Here is an 18,619-nt window from a genome sequence, read left to right as displayed (position 1 = left end):
AATGGAAATTTGTAATATATTTGGTGTTAATGTAGCCGTTACTAATCTTAATGAGATAGTTAATTATATTGAGAAAAATTTAGAGAAGCTTAAAGGGAATTATGTCTGTATCTCTAATGTTCATACTACTATAATGGCTTATGAGGATGAGGAATATAGGAAAATACAAAATAGTGGTGCATTATCACTTCCAGATGGAAAACCACTTTCTATTTTAAGTAAGAAACGAGGATTAAAAAATGCTGAAAGGGTAACTGGTCCAGATTTGATGGGTAAGTTGTTTAAAGAATCAGAGGAGAAAGGATATAAACATTATTTTTATGGTAGTACAAAAGAAACACTAGAATTGCTTAAAAATAAGCTTAAGAATAAGTATCCCAAATTAAGTATAGCAGGAATGTATTCACCTCCATTTAAGTCAGAAGTATCTTTAGAAAGTGATAAGGTTTTAAATGAAATAAATAATAGCAATGTGGATTTCTTATGGATTGGCTTAGGTGCACCTAAACAGGAAAAGTGGATGTTTACTCATAAAGGAAAGGTTAATGCAATAATGGTTGGAGTGGGAGCTGGATTTGATTACTATGCTGAAAAAATAGCAAGAGCTCCAATGTGGATGCAAAAGTGTAGCCTAGAATGGTTATATAGATTAATGCAAGATCCTAAGAGATTATTAAAAAGGTATGTTACTACAAATATTAAGTTTATTTATTTAACTATGTTCAATAAATAAGTTTTGGTGAAAGGACTACATGGATAATGGATAAAGAAAGAGTATTAATAGTCCATAATTATTATCAAGTTTCTGGAGGAGAGGATACTGTAGTTGCTAATGAAAAGAAGATGCTTGAGGATAATGGGCATGAAGTATTTATGTATACAAGACATAATGAGGAAATAAAGAAAAGTGGGATTTTGGAAAAGATAAAGTTACCATTTGAAACTATATATTCTTTTAAGACTGTTAGGGAAGTAAAAAAAGTAATTAGGGAGAATGAGATAGATATAGTTCATGTGCATAATACTTTACCTTTAATAAGTCCTTCAGTTTATAAAGCAGCAAAAGATTGTGGTTGCAAAATAGTGCAAACTGTTCATAATTTTAGATTACTTTGTCCAGGAGCCACCTTTACTTGTAATGGTAAGATATGTGAGGAGTGTATAAGTAAGGGTCTTAAGTGTGCTATTAAAAATAAGTGCTATAGAAATTCCAAAATTCAAACATTAGCAGTTGTGCTTATGTTGAAGATAAATAGGATTATTGGTAGTTATGACAAAGTGGATACGTATATAGCTTTAACAAAGTTTAATAAGAGAAAACTTGAAGCGTTAATACCTAAAAATAAAATAGTTATTAAGTCTAATTTTACTGAAAAAACTAATTTAGACATTATTCCAGTAAAAGATAGAGAATATTTTATGTTTCTTGGTAGAATAGAAAGTATTAAAGGAATTCATTTGTTGTTAAATACTTGGAAAGAGATAAAAGATGAGACACTAGTTATTGTTGGAGCTGGAACAGAAGAAGGGTATTTAAGAGAGTTTATAACTAATAACAATATCAGTAATATTGAATTCTTAGGAACAAGGAAGAAAGAAGATGCAATGAAAATTCTTTCAAAGGCAAAAGCTTTGATAATTCCATCACAATGGTATGAGGGATTTCCAATGGTAATTATTGAAGCATTATCACAAGGTGTTCCTATAATTGGGAGCAATATAGGTAATGTAGGGGGATTGCTTAAAGATAAAACTTATGGAATAGTTCATGATTTTACTAATAGTAGTATAAAAGAAGTTCTGAAGTCTTTTCAGAACATAGATAAATTAAACATGTATATTAATAATGCCTTAAATGAATATGAAAGAAAGTATAGCGTAAATAAAAATTATAGGATGTTAGAAAAGATATACAAAAATTTATAAATAAATTATAAGATGGGGTAATTTTATGAAGTTGGGTATTATTAGATTATATGTTGGTAACTCAGGAAAAATAGGATACTATAATATTCAAGAGTTAGGGTTGGCAAAGGCGTTACTTAAGAAAGGAATAGAAACGGATATATTCTTCTTAAATACGTCAAAAAATAAGAAAGTTATTATTAATAATATTAGTGATGGGATTAGAATTATATATATTCCAGCAATAAAGCTTGGAAATCATGGAATTATAAATCCTAAGTTTATATTAGATTATAATATAGATGTTGTTCATTTGCTAAGTGATAATCAGTTTATGGTTCCAAGTTTTCTTAAATTTTGTAAAAGAAAAAGTATTCCTATATATAATTATGTAGGGACTATATATAGTGATACAAATAATAAATTTAAGAGGAGAATTATAGATCTTATATCAGAACGTAATATAAGATATTTAAAAAGAAATATAGTTGTAGCTAAAACTGTAGAAGTAAAAAATGTTTTGAAAAGTAAAGGTATAGAAAAAGTTCGAGTAATTTCCGTTGGACTTGATTTGAATATAATACCAGATATTAAGAAAAATAAAAATGAGTTAAGGGAAGAATTAAAGTTACCTAGGGATAAAAAAATACTAATATTTGTAGGTAGACTAGAAGAGTATAAAAATCCACTGCAAGCGATAAAAATCATGAAAGAATTAAATAATAAATCAACTAACTACTATTTAATTATGGTTGGAACAGGCTCAATGAAAGATATAGTTATAAAACGAATAGACAAATATAATTTAACTAGTAATATAAAGATTATAGACAAAATAGAAAACAATAAAATTCATAATTATTACAGGGCAAGTGATATATTTTTAAATTTTAATACTAGAGAGATATTTGGAATGAGTATACTAGAAGCTATGTATAATAAGTGTAAAGTTATTGCAGTAAAAGCACCTGGACCAAATTTTATTATAGATAATAATGTAAATGGCATAATTATAGATAACTTAGAGTGTAGTACATGGGTTAATAGAATTATGAAAGAAGATAATGAAGATATGGGTGAGCTAGCTAATAAGAAGATTTTTGATGAATTTAACTGGGATAGTATAGTAGATAAATATATTGAAATGTTTAATGATATAAGTAAAACAGAAAAACATTTCTTAGATAACAACTGTGTGAGAGGATAAGTGAACCAATATTCTGGAAAGGCGTGAATGCAATGAAAACTGCTATATTTCCTCTTAGAAATGATTCAAATTTGTATATAAAAATTGTTGCAAAGTGTATTGAAGATGCGGGGTATGATGTATGCGATTTACAAGATGCTTTAAAATCGATAAAATCAATGTTGGCACTTAAAGTTGTAAATTTAAATTGGTATGAAAATTTGGATAATGAACCATATATGATGTTTGTAAAAAGAACGATGCTTATAATGTTATTAAAATTACTTCATATTAAAATTATTTTTACCTGTCACAATAAAATGCCACATGAAGTGAAAAATGAACGATTAATGAAATTTTTTATTCGATTTCTTTGTAAAAAAAGTGACGCTATAGTTGGACTATCTAGTGATACGTATCAAGTGTTATCTGAATATGTAAATGATAATGAATTAAAGAACAAACTTCATATCATACCTCATGTAACTTATAAAGGTTCATACATTGATAAAAAAGTTGATTTTAGAATGCAATTAAATATTAATAAAGATACATTTGTAATTTTATTTGTGGGAGCTATTAGACCTTATAAAAATATAGAATTAATCATTGAAGCAGCAAAGTATTTTAAAGATAAAAAAATTGTATTTGTAATTGCTGGTGGAGGTAAGAAAGAATATCTTGATAGCATCAGAAGAGATTGCAAGGAACTAGATAATATAAAATTAGTTTTGAGGTTTATTGAAAATGAAGAAATGTTTTCTTTAATTAAAAGTTCAAATATATTGTTAATACCATATAATGTTAAGACCTCGTTAAATTCAGGAGTTGCAATTCTGGCATTTTCGTATAAACATACTGTAATTTGTCCTAATATAGGAACACTTAATGACATTTCTGATAAGTCATTGTTTTATGGTTACGACTACCAAAACGATGAGGAACATTTAAAAATGATAATTCAAAAAATTCAAGATGTATATAATCTGTTTTTATATGACCGTGAGAGATTTGATTCAATTGGCGAGAAAGTAAATAATTATGTAATGAAGAAATATGCACCAGATATTATTAAGCAGCAATATCATGTATTATATCAATCGTTACTAGATAAAAAATAAAATTGAAGAAAAGGGGCGGTTAATAGATTATTATGGAGTATTATTGCAAAAAAAACTTATCAAAACTAAATGCCATATCTATTTTGAATATTGTAGTTCTTGTAAAGTTTATGGGAGGGGTAGGACGATTTGGAGATGTGGTTTTGGGTGCTCATGCTGAAACTATCTTTAGTATCATTGTATACTCAATTATAGGTATTGAACTTCTGGTACAATATAAGTTTGAAAATTTGAAAGTATATTCTAAATCTATATACAAAGTATATTCTAAATCTATATATATTGCTATATTTTATTCTGCATTATTGGCTATATCTTTGACTGTTACATCCGATTATACAACTACAGTTAAGAATTGCTTTGAATTATTGGTGACGATTTTATATGCAAATTATTTAGCAAATAAACTATCCCTTAATAAATTGCTCGATTATACTATTAATGCACAATTCATAATATTGATTTTGATATTTATTATGATGTTGGCATTTAAAGGGGTGGCGTATGATAACTCAGGTGCATTAGTAGGAATTTTCTCAACAAAGAATAATATGGCGGGGGAATTAACTTTTAGCATATTAATAACATTATCAAAAATTCGTTGGTTAATGACTAATAAACAAAAAGGAATTCTTAAGTATGTATTGTTTATAATAATTCAGTTTTATTTAATTATTTTATGTAAAGCGGTAGGCGCCATTGTTTGTATGATATTGCCATTTGTAATTATGATAGTAATTGATCATAGAAATTCAACAGTAAGTTTAGGAAAAATGTATCTACTAATTAATGTAGTGTTTGGGTCTATTGTAGTGTATTGTTTGAGTATATTTAATGGTGTTTTACAAACTTTTGGAAGAAATATTACGTTAACAGGAAGATTACCAATATGGAATATAATAACAAGTGAAATGATGTTAGGAAATAAATGGTTTGGTTATGGATATGGAACGGCATGGGATGTTAATAATGATATTTTTCTCAAAATTTGCAGGCAATATAATTTGGTATTGGGTGGAATTCCAGTTGGAAGTCATAATGGTTTAATAGAATTATGGATGAGTATTGGAATAGTAGGTGTAGTTGTTTTTTTATTAATGATCTACAAAATATGTGCACATACTCGCAATATGTCATCATCACCAGAACGATTTTTTATTTGTATATATATTTTGTACTTTGCAGTGTATTCTCTTACAGAGAGGTCGTTGGGTGCATTTAATTATCAGACACTCGTTTTATTTGTTGTATTATGGTTAGTGATTAAAATATCTGAAACTTCAAGTATCAGATATTTTAAGACAATGAAACAATATGAATGAAATATGAATTGATAATATGTAATAGTATACAAGAGTTTCGAATATAGGTATTCAGTTATTTGTAAAGAAAATAATATTAGCAAACATTACTAATGACATGTTTAAACGTATAGTTTATTTATATATTTTTTTAATTGGAGGAGAATAAATCATGATATGTTTTGAACCTACTGGTGGGTTATGTAATAGATTGAGAGCAATTAGCTCAATGATAGAATTAAACAATGACTATAATTTATCATCAAATATAATTATAAGTTGGAAAAAAAATAAAGAGTTGAATTGTTCGTTTTATGAATTATTTAAACCATTAGAAAGCATACCATTGAAAGATATTAAACAAATGGATCAAATAAGCCATTTTTATCAGAGAATTACTTCAAAGTTATATCTTGATGATAAAAGTGTTAAGAACTTGAGGCAAGGTCTTTTATTGCCTAGGAACGCATTTAATGGAATAAAGGAAAATGATAAAGTTTATATTGCAACAGGTCATCAATTTTACACCAAATTAAATTTTGGTATATATAAACCTTTAGATAGTGTATTGGATAAAGTAAACAAAATTTATAACTTTAGTAATGGAAAAATAATAGGTGTACATATTAGACGATCAGATAACATTAATGCAATTCAAACTAGTTCTTCACAAGGATTTATAAAGCAAATGAAAAATGAAATTGATAATAATCCCAATGTTAAGTTCTTTTTATCTACCGATTCGTTAGATGAAGAAAAATTATTATGCAAAGAGTTTGAGGGCAGAGTTATAACCCAAGGAAAGAAAGTATTGAATCGGAATTCAAGTGAAGGTATTATCTGTGCTTTAATCGATTTACTATGTTTATCTAAAACAGATAAGATTATTGGTAGTTATTATAGTTCTTTTTCAGAAGTAGCTGCACAATGGGGACAAATTCCTATCAGTATTGTTAAAAATAACTAGTTAAAAACATTGATAACCGAGAAGCTTACTAGAGAATTTTAAATGCTATTATACTTTTTACATAAAGGGTTTGAAAGATATTTAAAAAATTTTGGTAATAATTCATTAGAAAACTATAAAATGAGTGCGGAAAGTGAGTTATATTAATAGGTCTTTGAGATTTATTATTAGAATAAGAAGAAAGTACAATTTTCAAATCTTGATTAAGTAAAGAAAATTGATAGGGAGGTTCAAATGAACAAGAATACCAAAAATTGTTTTCTGCAAGGTATAATAAGTATAATTGTGCCTGTATACAATGTTGAGAATTATTTGGAAAGATGTTTGAATAGCATTATAAATCAAACTTATAAAAATATTGAAATAATATTGGTGGATGATGAGTCTAAAGACAGCAGCTATTTAATATGTAAGAAATATGAAAAGCTTGATCCACGTATTATTTTAGTAAAGCAAAAAAACCAAGGTGTCTCATCAGCAAGAAATTATGGATTAAGTATTGCAAAAGGGGAATTTATTGGATTTGTAGATAGTGATGATTATATTGCACCGACAATGTATGAGATATTATTAGATACGATGCTTATGAAAAATGCAGATATTGTAGATTCAAGAAGCAAAGTATTCTATTTTGACGAAGTATTAGAATTATATGAAAGCAATAGTGTTAAAGATGATACTTTAATACGTCAAATAATATCCGACGATTGCCGAGAACTTTACTCAAAATTTTTTGATGTAGATATTATTAGGTGGAGTGTGTATTCAAAATTATTCCGCCGTGATGTAATCAATGATGAGCGATTTAAGGGATGTAATGGAGAGGACACCCGATTTATGCTAAATATTTTTAAACATTGCAAAGTTTTTGTATCCATAGATAATGTTTTGTATTTTTATTTTAAAGGAAATACCAGTTCTAGTACAAGTTCTTTTACAGAAAGAACTCTTGATGTTCTTGAATTTTATATGGATTTCGCCAAATATCTTAAAATCCATAAAGAATTTGATAAATCAGATAAATGTATGGCAAAATACTATATTTTAATGTTAAATTATTATGCTCGTTTGAAATACTCAAAAATTAAAAATAAGCGGAGATATATGATTTCTTATAAGGAAAAAATAAGAAATGATTTGGAAATTTTGATTAAGAATACAAAAGTATCAGGATTACATAAAATGGACTTCATATTATTTAATAAATTTCCTGAATTGATGGCTACAATTAACTATTTAATAGTTAAGTTATTCGATAAACGGCGAATTAATAATTCGATAACTAAAAAAAAGCAAGAGTATGATTTCATTAGGAAACAAATTAGGTTAAAAAGAATGGTAACAAATAGGACTTCTCAAATCCTATAAAAAGGGTAGACCTGCTAGCTATTTAGTATAAATTTAGCTCTAAAAAATAGGAATAAATTCTAAGGGATTGGACATGAGGTTTATATGAAGTTTGAAAGAACAAAAAATTCTTCAAGGAATATTATATACGGTATTGCAAATAGAATAGTTAGTATTTTATTTCCATTTATAATAAGGACAATAATTATTAAGGTTCTAGGTGAAGAGTATCTCGGATTAAATAGTCTGTTTGCTTCAATATTGCAGGTATTAAATTTGTCTGAATTAGGCTTTGGAACTGCAATGATTTTTAGTATGTATGAACCTATAGCTAAAGATAATGAAGAAGAAATTTGTGCCCTGTTAAATCTATATAGAAAAATATATAGATTGATTGGTGTAGGAATTTTATTTGTTGGATTAAGTTTATTACCATTTATTAAATATATAATCAGTGGATCATACCCCAAAGATATTAATATATATTTTCTGTATTTTTTATATCTAGTAAATACATCAATTAGCTATCTTCTATTTGCGTATAAAAAATCATTGTTAACAGCCCATCAACGTAGTGATCTAATTGAAAAGGTTGGTGTTTCAGTTCGTATAGTTATTAGCATAATTCAACTAATATTACTTATCGAATTTAAAAGTTTCATTTTGTATGTAATTTCAAATATTGTTTGTACTGTTACAGATAATATTATATGCTCAATATTAGTGGATAGGAGATATCCACAATATCGGTGTAGGGGTATATTAAATAAGGCTGTTACACTTGTTATTGCAAAACGGGTAGGTGCGCTGGCTTTTCAGAAAATTGGCAATACGGTTTCAACATCTTTAGATAATATAATAATATCTGCATTTTTGGGATTGTCTACAGTTGGCATATACGGGAATTATTGTTATATTATTTCTGCAATAACTGCTTTTTTGACATTAATATATGGAGCGATAACTGCAGGGATAGGCAATAGTATTATTGTTGAAACAAAAGAAAAAAATTATAGAGATTTTAATAAGTTAACATTTATTAATGCCTGGATAGTTGGATGGTGTTCTATATGTTTGGTATGCTTATATCAACCTTTTATGATGATATGGGTTGGAAGTAGTTTAATGCTAGAATTTACAACAGTAATATTATTAGTAGCATATTTTTATATCACTCTAATTAGAAAGATAGTTCAGACATATAAAGATGCAGATGGTATGTGGTGGGAAGATAAATTTAGACCATTAGTAGGTTGTGGTATTAATCTTATATTTAATATAGTGCTTGTTTCAAAGATAGGCATTAATGGTGTAATTATTTCTACTATCATTAGTTACTTCTTTATAGAAATGCCATGGGAGACGAATGTTCTATTTAAAAACTATTTTCAGAAAAGTGAGTTAATTTATTATTTTAAACTTGTGATTTATACTGTGGTTATTTGCTTGGTTGGAGCTTTAACATATTATGTATGTAGTATGGTACCTGGATACGGAGTAATATGCTTCATAAGTAAAATAATTGTGTGTGTCATAATTCCAAATGTGATATTTCTTATAATTAGCTTCAGGTCAACTGAATTTCAATATGTCTTTGGAATGGCTAAAAGATTAATTATTAAAAAGAAGTTAGCATAAGATAAAAAGTGTTTATGAAAGGAAAAAGTTATACAAAAGGATTAGAAGAAGAGATATTGGAAAAAGTAGAAATAGCTAAAAAATATATAGATCAAGGATATGATGCAGTATTTGTATTTATTGAAAAAACGGACAACTATATTTATTAAAAAGGTGATGGATGTAATGACATGAAGAATAAGAATATATTTTTTCTACTATTATGTGTGCAATTAGTACAAGCCTTCATAGTATGTATAGGGGTGGATTCTATGGAGGATATAAGTTATCCAATAAAAAGAATACAATTGCAGTTATCAGAAAAGGCTAATCAATCAGACTTCAGTTATGTATATCCAGAACAATCACAATATTTTAGTACAGATATTGCACAAGGAATTAATGATATGGCTAATTATGCTGTATCAAATGGTTATATTCTACGATTTAGAAGAGGAAAAGAGTATGTAATTAATCAATATATTAATATTCCAGTAAATTTAGTTGTTGATTTAAATGGTGCAACTATAACTAGAAATTATGATAAAACACAATATCCTACTATTAGATTGGGTGGCAATAATGTAATATATGGTGGAACAATCAATGGTAATCAGAGCAATATTCCAGATGCCAGTACTAATTTTATAAATTATGCTGACATATGGACTAGAGGCGATAATATAAAGATTCACGATATATATATTCACGACAGCACTGGAGAGTGTATAAGAGTTGATTCAAATAATGTGGATATATATAATTGCACTTTTGGTAGAGCATTAGACCATCAAATTTATATGAAACCATCGAATGTTGGAACAGAATCATTTGCAAATATTCATATATGGGACAATAAGTTTATTGATAATGTAACTACCAGGGAACTGCTAAAAGTAGCAGATGGATTTGATAATGTGCTAATTGAGGGTAATTATTTTGAAGTTGCAATAGGTTGGCTTATAACTTGTGATAACTCGCCAAACGGAGGTAATAATGGCACTATACGAGTTAAGAACAACACAGGAAAATGTCTTTATTTTTCAGAGGTAAGTAATTCAACTTCTAATGGTTTAATGACTTCTGAAATAGTTTTTGAAAAAAATCGTGCTACTATACTAGGTGCAGGGAAGATTTTAAAATGCCCATTTGATAGTACATCCGATACTCGAAATGGATTCTATGTAGGTATTTTAAAATATATTGAAAATAGTTTTAGCTGCTCTGATTCTTCTGTATATATTCCAATCATAATTGATAGTATCAGTGCTAATTTGATTGAGTTTGAGGGAAATACAATTGATTATCGAGTGTCTGGTTCAACAACATTAATAAAGATGATAGGAGTAGTAGGAATCTTTAGATTTAGAAATAATCTTATATTATCTCCAACAAAAACTTATAGTGAATATTCAAATGTATTTATGCAACTTGTTTTCCCAGCAACAGGAGTAGTAGGTGGAGCAAATTGCAAAACAATTTTATTTAAAAAAAATATATTTTTAAATACAGTGTCGCCCTTATTAAATGATTTAGCTTCAAACACTGTCAGTGCGTTCTTATGGGATATGTTATTTTACAATAATAATTTCTTAGACGCAGGAGGTAATGTTCGACTTGTTAATATTAGTTCTACTGCTACAAATAGCAAAACTATTACAAAGAAGGTTATCGCTTCAAAAAACTATAATAGAGGTGGTGATATAAAATCTGCAGGAATATATAATACTTCGATGATTGCAACAGATGTATTACCATTATAAAATACAAGCACATCCCCAGATATCCCAGCTTTAGTTAGTGACTTTAATGCATTATTAATAAAATTAAAGAATGAGAGATATATGGGATTAAGTTAATTTGCAATTGAATCATTTACTTACTTGAGGAAATTGCATAATTAAAAATTTATACTTTATGCGATTTCCTTATTTTGTTTTAATTTAATAAACTTCATGTATTGGAAAATATCCAATACATGATTTAATGTGCCGCAGTTAAGATTATACCATATTATGTACTATTAAATAATTTGGAGGTTTAATATGAATAATGATCAACAATGCTTAGCGTGTCTTTTAACTGCATCAATACATGGGGAAAAGATTAACAATGCTGAAGTAGATAATATTAATTGGAACATAGTCTTTAAAATGGCAAAGGAACACGATGTATTTGCATTTTTATATCCCATAATAAAGAGTATGCAAGATAATTTTAATCATGAAGATGAAATCGTGCTAAAATGGAAAAAAAATACGATTTTAGCTTCAATAATTCAGAAACAAAATATTAATAAAATGACTTCTGTATTAAGGGCTCTAAATGAAGCCGAAATACAAGTGATAGGGTTGAAAGGATTAGTACTCAGGGAACTTTATCCAGTGAAGGAACTGAGAACTATGTCGGATTCAGATATACTTGTACATTTTGAAGATGTGGAGAAAGTAGAAAAAATTCTTTTGAACCTAGGATATTTTGAGTATTCTAGAGACTCAAAGCATATATTATTTTCACATAAACGATTTCTTCCTATTGAACTTCATTGGAAGTTAATAGATACACTGTATTTCAAAAATGCCGATTATATCGAAAGAAGTATATGGGAAAATACTGAAAATGTTAACATATGCAGTGCAACTGTATTAGTTCCTTCATTGGAAAACCAAATTCTATACTTATGCTTACATATGGCTGTGCACTTTGTGTATTCGGGATTTGGACTTCGACAGCTTTGTGATTTAGTAATTTTAGTTGAAACACAGAGGCATAAAGTTAATTGGAATAGTTTTTATGAACAAGTTAAGAAGTGCAAAATTGAAAACTTTGTTATTGCCATATTTGAAGTGTGTAAAAGATTATTTCACATGGTTGTGCCAAACGAATTATATAATAGGGAAGTAGAGAACAATGAATATATAGATATGATTATAGATAGTGTTTTTATTGGAGGAGTTTATGGAGGAATTTATGGTAAAGTAATTTTGAGTGCAGTAGACGATAAGCTTTTATCCTATTGTGAAAGTGATAGACAATCCCATAGTTTCATGGGGAAATTTAAATGTATAGTAGGTTTTTTTTTCCCAAGAGCAGATAAACTTTCAAAAAGATATAGCTATGTAAAAAAACACCCAATGTTTATACCTTTAGCATGGTTACACCGTCTAATATATGGTATCTTTCGTAGGGATTTTAATATAGATCAGAAAAGAGTTCTTTTGCTATCACAATCTAATTATTTAAGAAAGCGGGTTGATTTGTTTAAATGGTTAGAACTATAGATAGTGGACTGATTAGAATATTCTTAACAGAATTATAGATACTATTCCAATAGTAAGATTATATACCACTTTGGTATAATAAGTAGATTATACGGAGTATTATATGTGGTATAAAAAGATTAAACCATGGCATGATGTCAAAAAATAGGAAAATGGTAAAATAGTAACATAGATGATTGATCAACTATTAGTACTGCATGTTCTGTAAATGAGTAGATAAAATAAATATTTTATAGGGGATAAGATGATGTGTAACGATAAAAATAGGTATTTATATAGAGCATTTGGTCTAAAATTTATTTCGGATTTTTATCTTCCTGAGCTTATTGAACTTGAAGAGTCAGAAAAAATTGATGTTAACATTGTTAAGGGGAAAGTACCAATAAGGATTGATAAAGTAGTATGGGAGGAGAAAAATGTAAAGATATCTCAAAATGAATTGATTTTTGAGATAGATGATGTTGGAAAATATTATTTAAGAAATGGTAACTTTATCATTGTAGAACCTGATAAAAATGCTAGTGATAATTCTATGAGGCTATATTTGCTAGGAATGGCACTAGGGACACTTCTTTTACAGCGAGATATGGTTTCAATACATGGAAGTATTGTAGTTATTGATGGAAAGGCTATTATACTTTCTGGTGTTTCTGGGGCTGGTAAGTCAACTTTATCTTCAGCCTTTCGCAAAATTGGACACTTGATTTTAACAGATGATATATCAGTTATTAAAATAAATGAAGAAGGTATTCCAATTGCACAACCAGGATATCCTCAGCAAAAATTATGGAGTGATAGTTTAGAAATAGTGGGAGAAGACAAAAGTCAAGTATGTGAAGTTTCTACAAAACAAAATAAGTATTCTTTTACAATAAAAGAAGGTTTCTTAGATTCACCTGTTCCTCTTGTGGCTATATTTGAAATTAGCCCAGAAGAGTGCAATTGTGTAGAAATTAACCAGTTTCATGGAGTTGATAAACTAAATATTCTTTTAAAAAATATATATCGTGGAGTACTTTTTAGAATTCTTGGTACAAAATCACAATATTTTAAACAATGTTTAGAGATATCTAAAAATATTGAAGTTTTCAAACTAGTTAGACCTAAAGATATATTTTCTTTAGAAGATCAAGTTAAGTTTATAAAGCAAAAAATAGAATGTTTAGTATAAATTAAAGAGGAGTGATTGGTATGGTAAAGAATATTATCTCTATTGACGATGTCATAACTCAAAAATTAGGATTGGACTCTACATATATGGATGATGAAATAGTTATGATGGATATTAGCAAAGGAAAGTATTATGGTTTTAATAGTGTAGGTAGTCGTGTATGGGAAATTATTGAAAGACCAATATCAATAAAAGAGGTAGTTTCAATACTAATCAAAGAATTTGATGTGGATGCAAAAACATGTGAAGATACTGTATTAACATTTTTAAATGGATTATATAATGAAAGCCTTATTACAATTAACTAATAAAATAGCAAAGTTTTTCAAATTATCATGGCAAGAAAAAGTATTATTAATTGATGGATTTTTTCTATCTGGTATATTTAGATTTGTAATTTTGTTTTTACCTTTTAATAATTTAGTTGAATTTGTTGGAAAATATAAAGAAGAATCTTCTGAGGAGATAAGTGATATTAATAAAGTAACTATAAATAAAATTGGATGGGCAGTTGCAGTTGTTAGTAGGATTACACCATGGGAAAGCAAATGTTTTGTTCAAGCTCTCACAGCACAAAGAATGTTAAAAAAAAGAAAAATAGATTCCACTTTATATCTAGGAGTGGCAAAAAATAAACAAAAAAAGCTATTAGCTCATGCATGGCTGAGAAGTGGAAAAATTATTGTAACTGGTGGGCTTGGATGTAATAGCTTTACAGAAGTTATGAAGTTTTCGAGTAAAGTTAGGGGGAGAAAATAGTGGGAGCAATATGTGGAATTTTTTCTATAGATGGTAAGAAGGTTTCAGAAGAAGTAGGCTTGAAAATGATGGATAAGATCAGTAGTTACCATGTGGACAAGGTAGCAACTTGGAAAAATAGAGAAATATTTTTTGGTTGTGCAGTGCAGTATATTACCCCTGAATCTAAGTTTGAAAAGTTACCTTATTTTGATAAGGTAACAAACTTGGCAATAACAGCTGATGCTATCATTGATAACCGTACAGAAATTTTTACTTTATTTAATGTGCCAAAGTTAGAATGGGATTATATTTCTGATAGTCAGCTTATTTTAATGGCATATAAAAAATGGGAAGAAAAGTGTCCTAAATATTTAGTGGGAGATTTTGCTTTTGCGATTTGGGACGGAAATAAAAAAGAATTATTCTGTGCTAGAGATCAAACGGGAAACCGAACTTTTTATTTTTACCATTCTTCAAATATATTTGCATTTTGTACACTTGCAAAACCATTATTTTCTATTTGCCAAGAAGGTAAAGTGCTGAATGATAGGTGGATTGCAAATTTTTTATCTTTAGAAGGGCCTATGCATGAAATTGATAGCAATGAAACTGTGTATAAGGATATTAAACAGTTACTTCCAGCATATACTATAAGGATAAATTATAACAAAATGGTAAAGAAACAATATTGGGATCCATTAAATTTACCTAAAGTTCGTTTTAAATCTGATGAAGAATATAATGAAGCTTTTAAAAAAATATTTTTTGAAGCTGTTCATTGTCGCCTTCGCAGTATAGGTCCAATTGGAATTAAGATGAGTGGTGGACTTGATTCTGGATCAGTAGCATGCGTTGCTGCACAAAAATTAGCTTCTGAGGGTAAAAGGTTACAAGCATTTAGTGCAATTCCTTTTCCTGATTATGTAGATTACTTATATAAAGATTATATAGCAAATGAAACTGAATATATTGAGGCTATATGCAAAAAGCATAAAAATATTGATGTTACCTATTGTAATTCTGAAGGCAAAAATTCATTTACCAATGTAGATGAATATTTAGAATTTTTAGAACAGCCTTATAAATTTTTTAGAAATTTTTTTTGGATAAATGAAATAGAATCTATTGCATCAAAAAGAGGTTGTAGTGTTCTTCTTGATGGACAAAATGGAAACTTTACAATTTCTTTTGGAGATATTGGAATTCACTTAATAACATTATATAAAAAGGTGAAATTGTTATCAATACATAAAGAAATTACAGAATTTTGCAAATTTTATAATTATAAATATTTTCATGTTTTAAAAGTATTTATAAAAATGATTTTACCAAATTGTATAAAAACGTTATATAAAAAAATAAGAGGTAAGTCCGAAATAAAAGAATCAATTGCAGTTGTAAATCCAGAATTTAAATTAAGATGGAAGGTTGATGAATATTTTAAAAAATTAGGTATTGGATCATATCAGAGAAGATATTATGATTTAGAAGAAGCACGTAAAATGACTGTTGATCCAACAGTATTTTCTCAAATGGGTGGAGTAGATACAAAAGTATCATTAAAATATGGAGTAATTAGTCGGGATCCAACTAGAGACAAGCGAGTTATTGAGTTTTGTTTGGGAATCCCTGAAGAACAATATGTTAGAAAAGGACGTGAAAGATATTTAATCCGTAGAGCTATGAAAGAAATTTTACCAGATAAAGTAAGACTGAATTATGATGTAAGAGGAACGCAAAATGCAGATTGGGTACAAAGGTTGGTACCTATATGGAGAGAAATTCAAAAGGAAACAAAAGAATTAGTTGAAGATAAAGAATTACGAATTTATTTAGATATGGATAAAATTAAAAAAGCTTTAAATGATATTGGAGATTCAATGACACAATCTAAAGAATCATCAGTTAAAATTATAATTACTAGTTTAATTTTTAAACATTTTATTAGTATGTATAAAAAAGAAGTATATTAGAAATATATTTTTTTTATAAACACTATAAAAGGAGGTGAAAAGATGAAGAAATGGGAAACACCGGAAATTTGGGAATTGGGTGTAGGTTGCACAAAAGGTGCCTTGGATGGAAATGGAGAAGATCATATCAGAGTAACTGTAAATGGTCATAGAGAATGGGGGAATAGGCCATCAGCCTAAAGAAAAAATTTAATTTTTAGTATTAAACCACTGGGTTAACCAGTGGTTTAATACTAAAATAATTAAAATGCATTTATTTATATGTATATTTTTATGAAGGGGGCTCATTAGTTGAAAGATTTATGGTTAAAAACAAAGTGGTTAATACTACAAGGAAAGCCCTTTATTCATTATCTTTTATTTATTATAGTTTTTGGTAGTTTATCTTCATTGATTTGTGTATATAGGGCTTTAATAACGAAAAAGTTGATTGATGCAGCTACGTTATCACAATTTCATAATTTATTCCGAATCTTAGCAGTATTTGCTATCACTATAATCTTAGATATAGGATTGAGAGCTGCAGTCGCAGTAATAACGTCTAAGTGTTCTATAAAAATTTCTAATAGTATTCAAAAAAAATTATATAATCAACTTATGCAAACGAAATGGATGGAATTTTGCAAGTATCACAGTGGAGATATTTTGACTAGGATGACTAGTGATGTTGATGCAATAACAAATATGATTATAACTACAATACCAAATATAATATCATTAAGTGTTCTGCTCATAGGATCTTTTATAACTCTTTTAATGTTAGATCCATTTTTAGCTGTAGCGTTTATAGTTATATCACCTAGTACAATTTTGTTGAGTCGTATTTATTCATCAAAATTAAAAAAAATTTACTTAAAGTATCAAGCACTGGAATCAAAATATCGTTCATTCCTAAATGAATCATTTCAAAATATGTTAATAATTAAAACTTTTTGTCTTGATGATAAAAACATTAATATAGTCAAGGAGATTCAAAAAGATAGAATTCATTTAACAGTATCTCGTACAAAGATGTCAGTATTAACCAATGTGGCATTATCTTCAGGTTATTGGATAAGTTATTTTCTTATTTTTTGCTTTAATGCTTCAAAACTTTCTCAAGGTATCACTACATTCGGTACACTTACAGCTTTACTACAGCTAGTAGGAAATATACAAGGCCCATTTTATGGACTTGCTTCTTCATTACCACAAGTGATTGCTGCAATAGCTTCCACTGAAAGAATTATGGAACTTGAGAGTTTGGGCATTGACCATAAAGATTTAATGGTTACTGATATTAAGACAGCAGGTGTTATATTCCAAAATGTTGATTTTAGTTATAAAGAAGATAAAATGGTATTAAGTAATGCATCTGTAAATATTAATCCTGGAGAGATAATTGCTCTTGTAGGTTCATCTGGCAAGGGAAAAACGACTTTTATACATTTGCTACTTTCATTGATATATCCTGAAAAAGGACATATATATATCAAAAATAATTTAAATATTATAGAAGTAAGTGCTGGTACTAGAAAATTCATGTCATATGTTCCTCAAGGGAATACTCTTTTTTCAGGTACTATAGCAGAAAATCTTCGATTAGGTAATCCATATGCTACTGATGAAGAACTTAAACATGCAGCAAAGGCAGCTTGCGCCTGGGAGTTTATTAAAAATTCATCAAATGGTCTTTATACGATATTGGGAGAAAGGGGAACAGGCCTGTCAGAGGGGCAGGCACAAAGAATTGCCATTGCTCGTGCACTACTTCATAAAACTCCTATATTAATATTGGATGAAGCTACTTCTGCATTAGATTCAGAAACAGAAATAAATGTTTTAGAAACTATCAAAAATTTAGAGCCAACACCAACTTGTATAATTATTACTCATAGGAATACGGCATTAAAAATATGTGATAAAGTGTTTAAATTAGAAGATAAGCATTTTATAGAACAGAGCAGCCTAAATCATAAAGATGTTGCGGTTGATGTTATTTAATTTTAATTTAGATAAAGTTATCTAAA

General features: G+C 28.2%; 17 protein-coding genes. All 17 read left to right on the top strand.

Annotation, left to right across the window (positions count from 1 at the left end):
• Position 1: 1 nt before the first annotated feature.
• A complete protein-coding gene (locus EG57_RS0210990; protein ID WP_032077255.1) occupies positions 2-733 on the top strand; it encodes a WecB/TagA/CpsF family glycosyltransferase in 732 nt (243 codons plus the stop codon).
• A 26-nt stretch (positions 734-759) separates the two neighbouring features.
• The gene (locus tag EG57_RS0210985; protein WP_032077254.1) at positions 760-1,926 is read left to right on the top strand and encodes a glycosyltransferase family 4 protein; all 1,167 of its coding nucleotides are present in this window, start codon (positions 760-762) and stop codon (positions 1,924-1,926) included.
• 25 nt (positions 1,927-1,951) lie between these two features.
• Positions 1,952-3,112 (top strand): glycosyltransferase family 4 protein, encoded by a 1,161-nt coding sequence (locus EG57_RS0210980; RefSeq protein ID WP_032077253.1) that lies wholly within the window; start codon positions 1,952-1,954, stop codon positions 3,110-3,112.
• A gap of 32 nt (positions 3,113-3,144) precedes the next feature.
• Positions 3,145-4,212 carry a glycosyltransferase family 4 protein gene (locus tag EG57_RS0210975; protein ID WP_032077252.1) on the top strand — a complete coding sequence of 356 codons (1,068 nt, stop codon included), beginning with the start codon at positions 3,145-3,147 and terminating at the stop codon, positions 4,210-4,212.
• Positions 4,213-4,244: 32 nt separating this feature from the next.
• Entirely contained in the window at positions 4,245-5,534 is a 1,290-nt protein-coding gene (locus EG57_RS0210970) for an O-antigen ligase family protein (RefSeq protein ID WP_032077251.1), read from the top strand.
• A gap of 151 nt (positions 5,535-5,685) precedes the next feature.
• Entirely contained in the window at positions 5,686-6,480 is a 795-nt protein-coding gene (locus EG57_RS0210965) for an O-fucosyltransferase family protein (RefSeq protein WP_032077250.1), read from the top strand.
• A gap of 234 nt (positions 6,481-6,714) precedes the next feature.
• Positions 6,715-7,848, top strand: coding sequence for a glycosyltransferase family 2 protein (locus tag EG57_RS25425; RefSeq protein WP_052037857.1), 1,134 nt, complete (start codon positions 6,715-6,717; stop codon positions 7,846-7,848).
• An 84-nt stretch (positions 7,849-7,932) separates the two neighbouring features.
• Entirely contained in the window at positions 7,933-9,465 is a 1,533-nt protein-coding gene (locus tag EG57_RS0210955) for a lipopolysaccharide biosynthesis protein (protein WP_032077249.1), read from the top strand.
• Between the two features lie 14 nt (positions 9,466-9,479).
• Positions 9,480-9,614 (top strand): hypothetical protein, encoded by a 135-nt coding sequence (locus EG57_RS27285; protein ID WP_278246460.1) that lies wholly within the window; start codon positions 9,480-9,482, stop codon positions 9,612-9,614.
• A 21-nt stretch (positions 9,615-9,635) separates the two neighbouring features.
• Entirely contained in the window at positions 9,636-11,207 is a 1,572-nt protein-coding gene (locus EG57_RS0210950) for a hypothetical protein (RefSeq protein WP_152563676.1), read from the top strand.
• A 282-nt stretch (positions 11,208-11,489) separates the two neighbouring features.
• Positions 11,490-12,725: a nucleotidyltransferase domain-containing protein gene (locus EG57_RS0210945; protein ID WP_032077247.1), complete on the top strand. Its 1,236-nt coding sequence runs from the start codon at positions 11,490-11,492 to the stop codon at positions 12,723-12,725.
• Positions 12,726-12,972: 247 nt separating this feature from the next.
• A complete protein-coding gene (locus EG57_RS0210940; protein WP_032077246.1) occupies positions 12,973-13,896 on the top strand; it encodes a phosphoenolpyruvate carboxykinase (ATP) in 924 nt (307 codons plus the stop codon).
• A 20-nt stretch (positions 13,897-13,916) separates the two neighbouring features.
• Positions 13,917-14,204: a lasso peptide biosynthesis PqqD family chaperone gene (locus EG57_RS0210935; RefSeq protein WP_032077245.1), complete on the top strand. Its 288-nt coding sequence runs from the start codon at positions 13,917-13,919 to the stop codon at positions 14,202-14,204.
• The gene (locus EG57_RS0210930; RefSeq protein WP_032077244.1) at positions 14,179-14,655 is read left to right on the top strand and encodes a lasso peptide biosynthesis B2 protein; all 477 of its coding nucleotides are present in this window, start codon (positions 14,179-14,181) and stop codon (positions 14,653-14,655) included. Before EG57_RS0210935 ends, EG57_RS0210930 begins: the two co-directional genes overlap by 26 nt.
• Complete coding sequence (locus tag EG57_RS0210925) at positions 14,655-16,610, top strand: asparagine synthase-related protein (protein ID WP_032077243.1); 1,956 nt, start codon at positions 14,655-14,657, stop codon at positions 16,608-16,610. Before EG57_RS0210930 ends, EG57_RS0210925 begins: the two co-directional genes overlap by 1 nt.
• 42 nt (positions 16,611-16,652) lie before the next feature.
• On the top strand, positions 16,653-16,790 hold the full coding sequence (locus tag EG57_RS26520) for a hypothetical protein (protein WP_161782707.1): 138 nt from the start codon (positions 16,653-16,655) through the stop codon (positions 16,788-16,790).
• A 111-nt stretch (positions 16,791-16,901) separates the two neighbouring features.
• A complete protein-coding gene (locus tag EG57_RS25160) occupies positions 16,902-18,593 on the top strand; it encodes an ABC transporter ATP-binding protein (RefSeq protein WP_052037856.1) in 1,692 nt (563 codons plus the stop codon).
• Positions 18,594-18,619: the final 26 nt, after the last annotated feature.

The sequence above is a fragment of the Clostridium drakei genome (assembly GCF_000633595.2).
Taxonomy (GTDB): domain Bacteria; phylum Bacillota; class Clostridia; order Clostridiales; family Clostridiaceae; genus Clostridium_AM; species Clostridium_AM drakei.
Note: the sequence above shows the minus strand (reverse complement) of the source record. Positions and strands in the feature narration are given on the sequence as shown.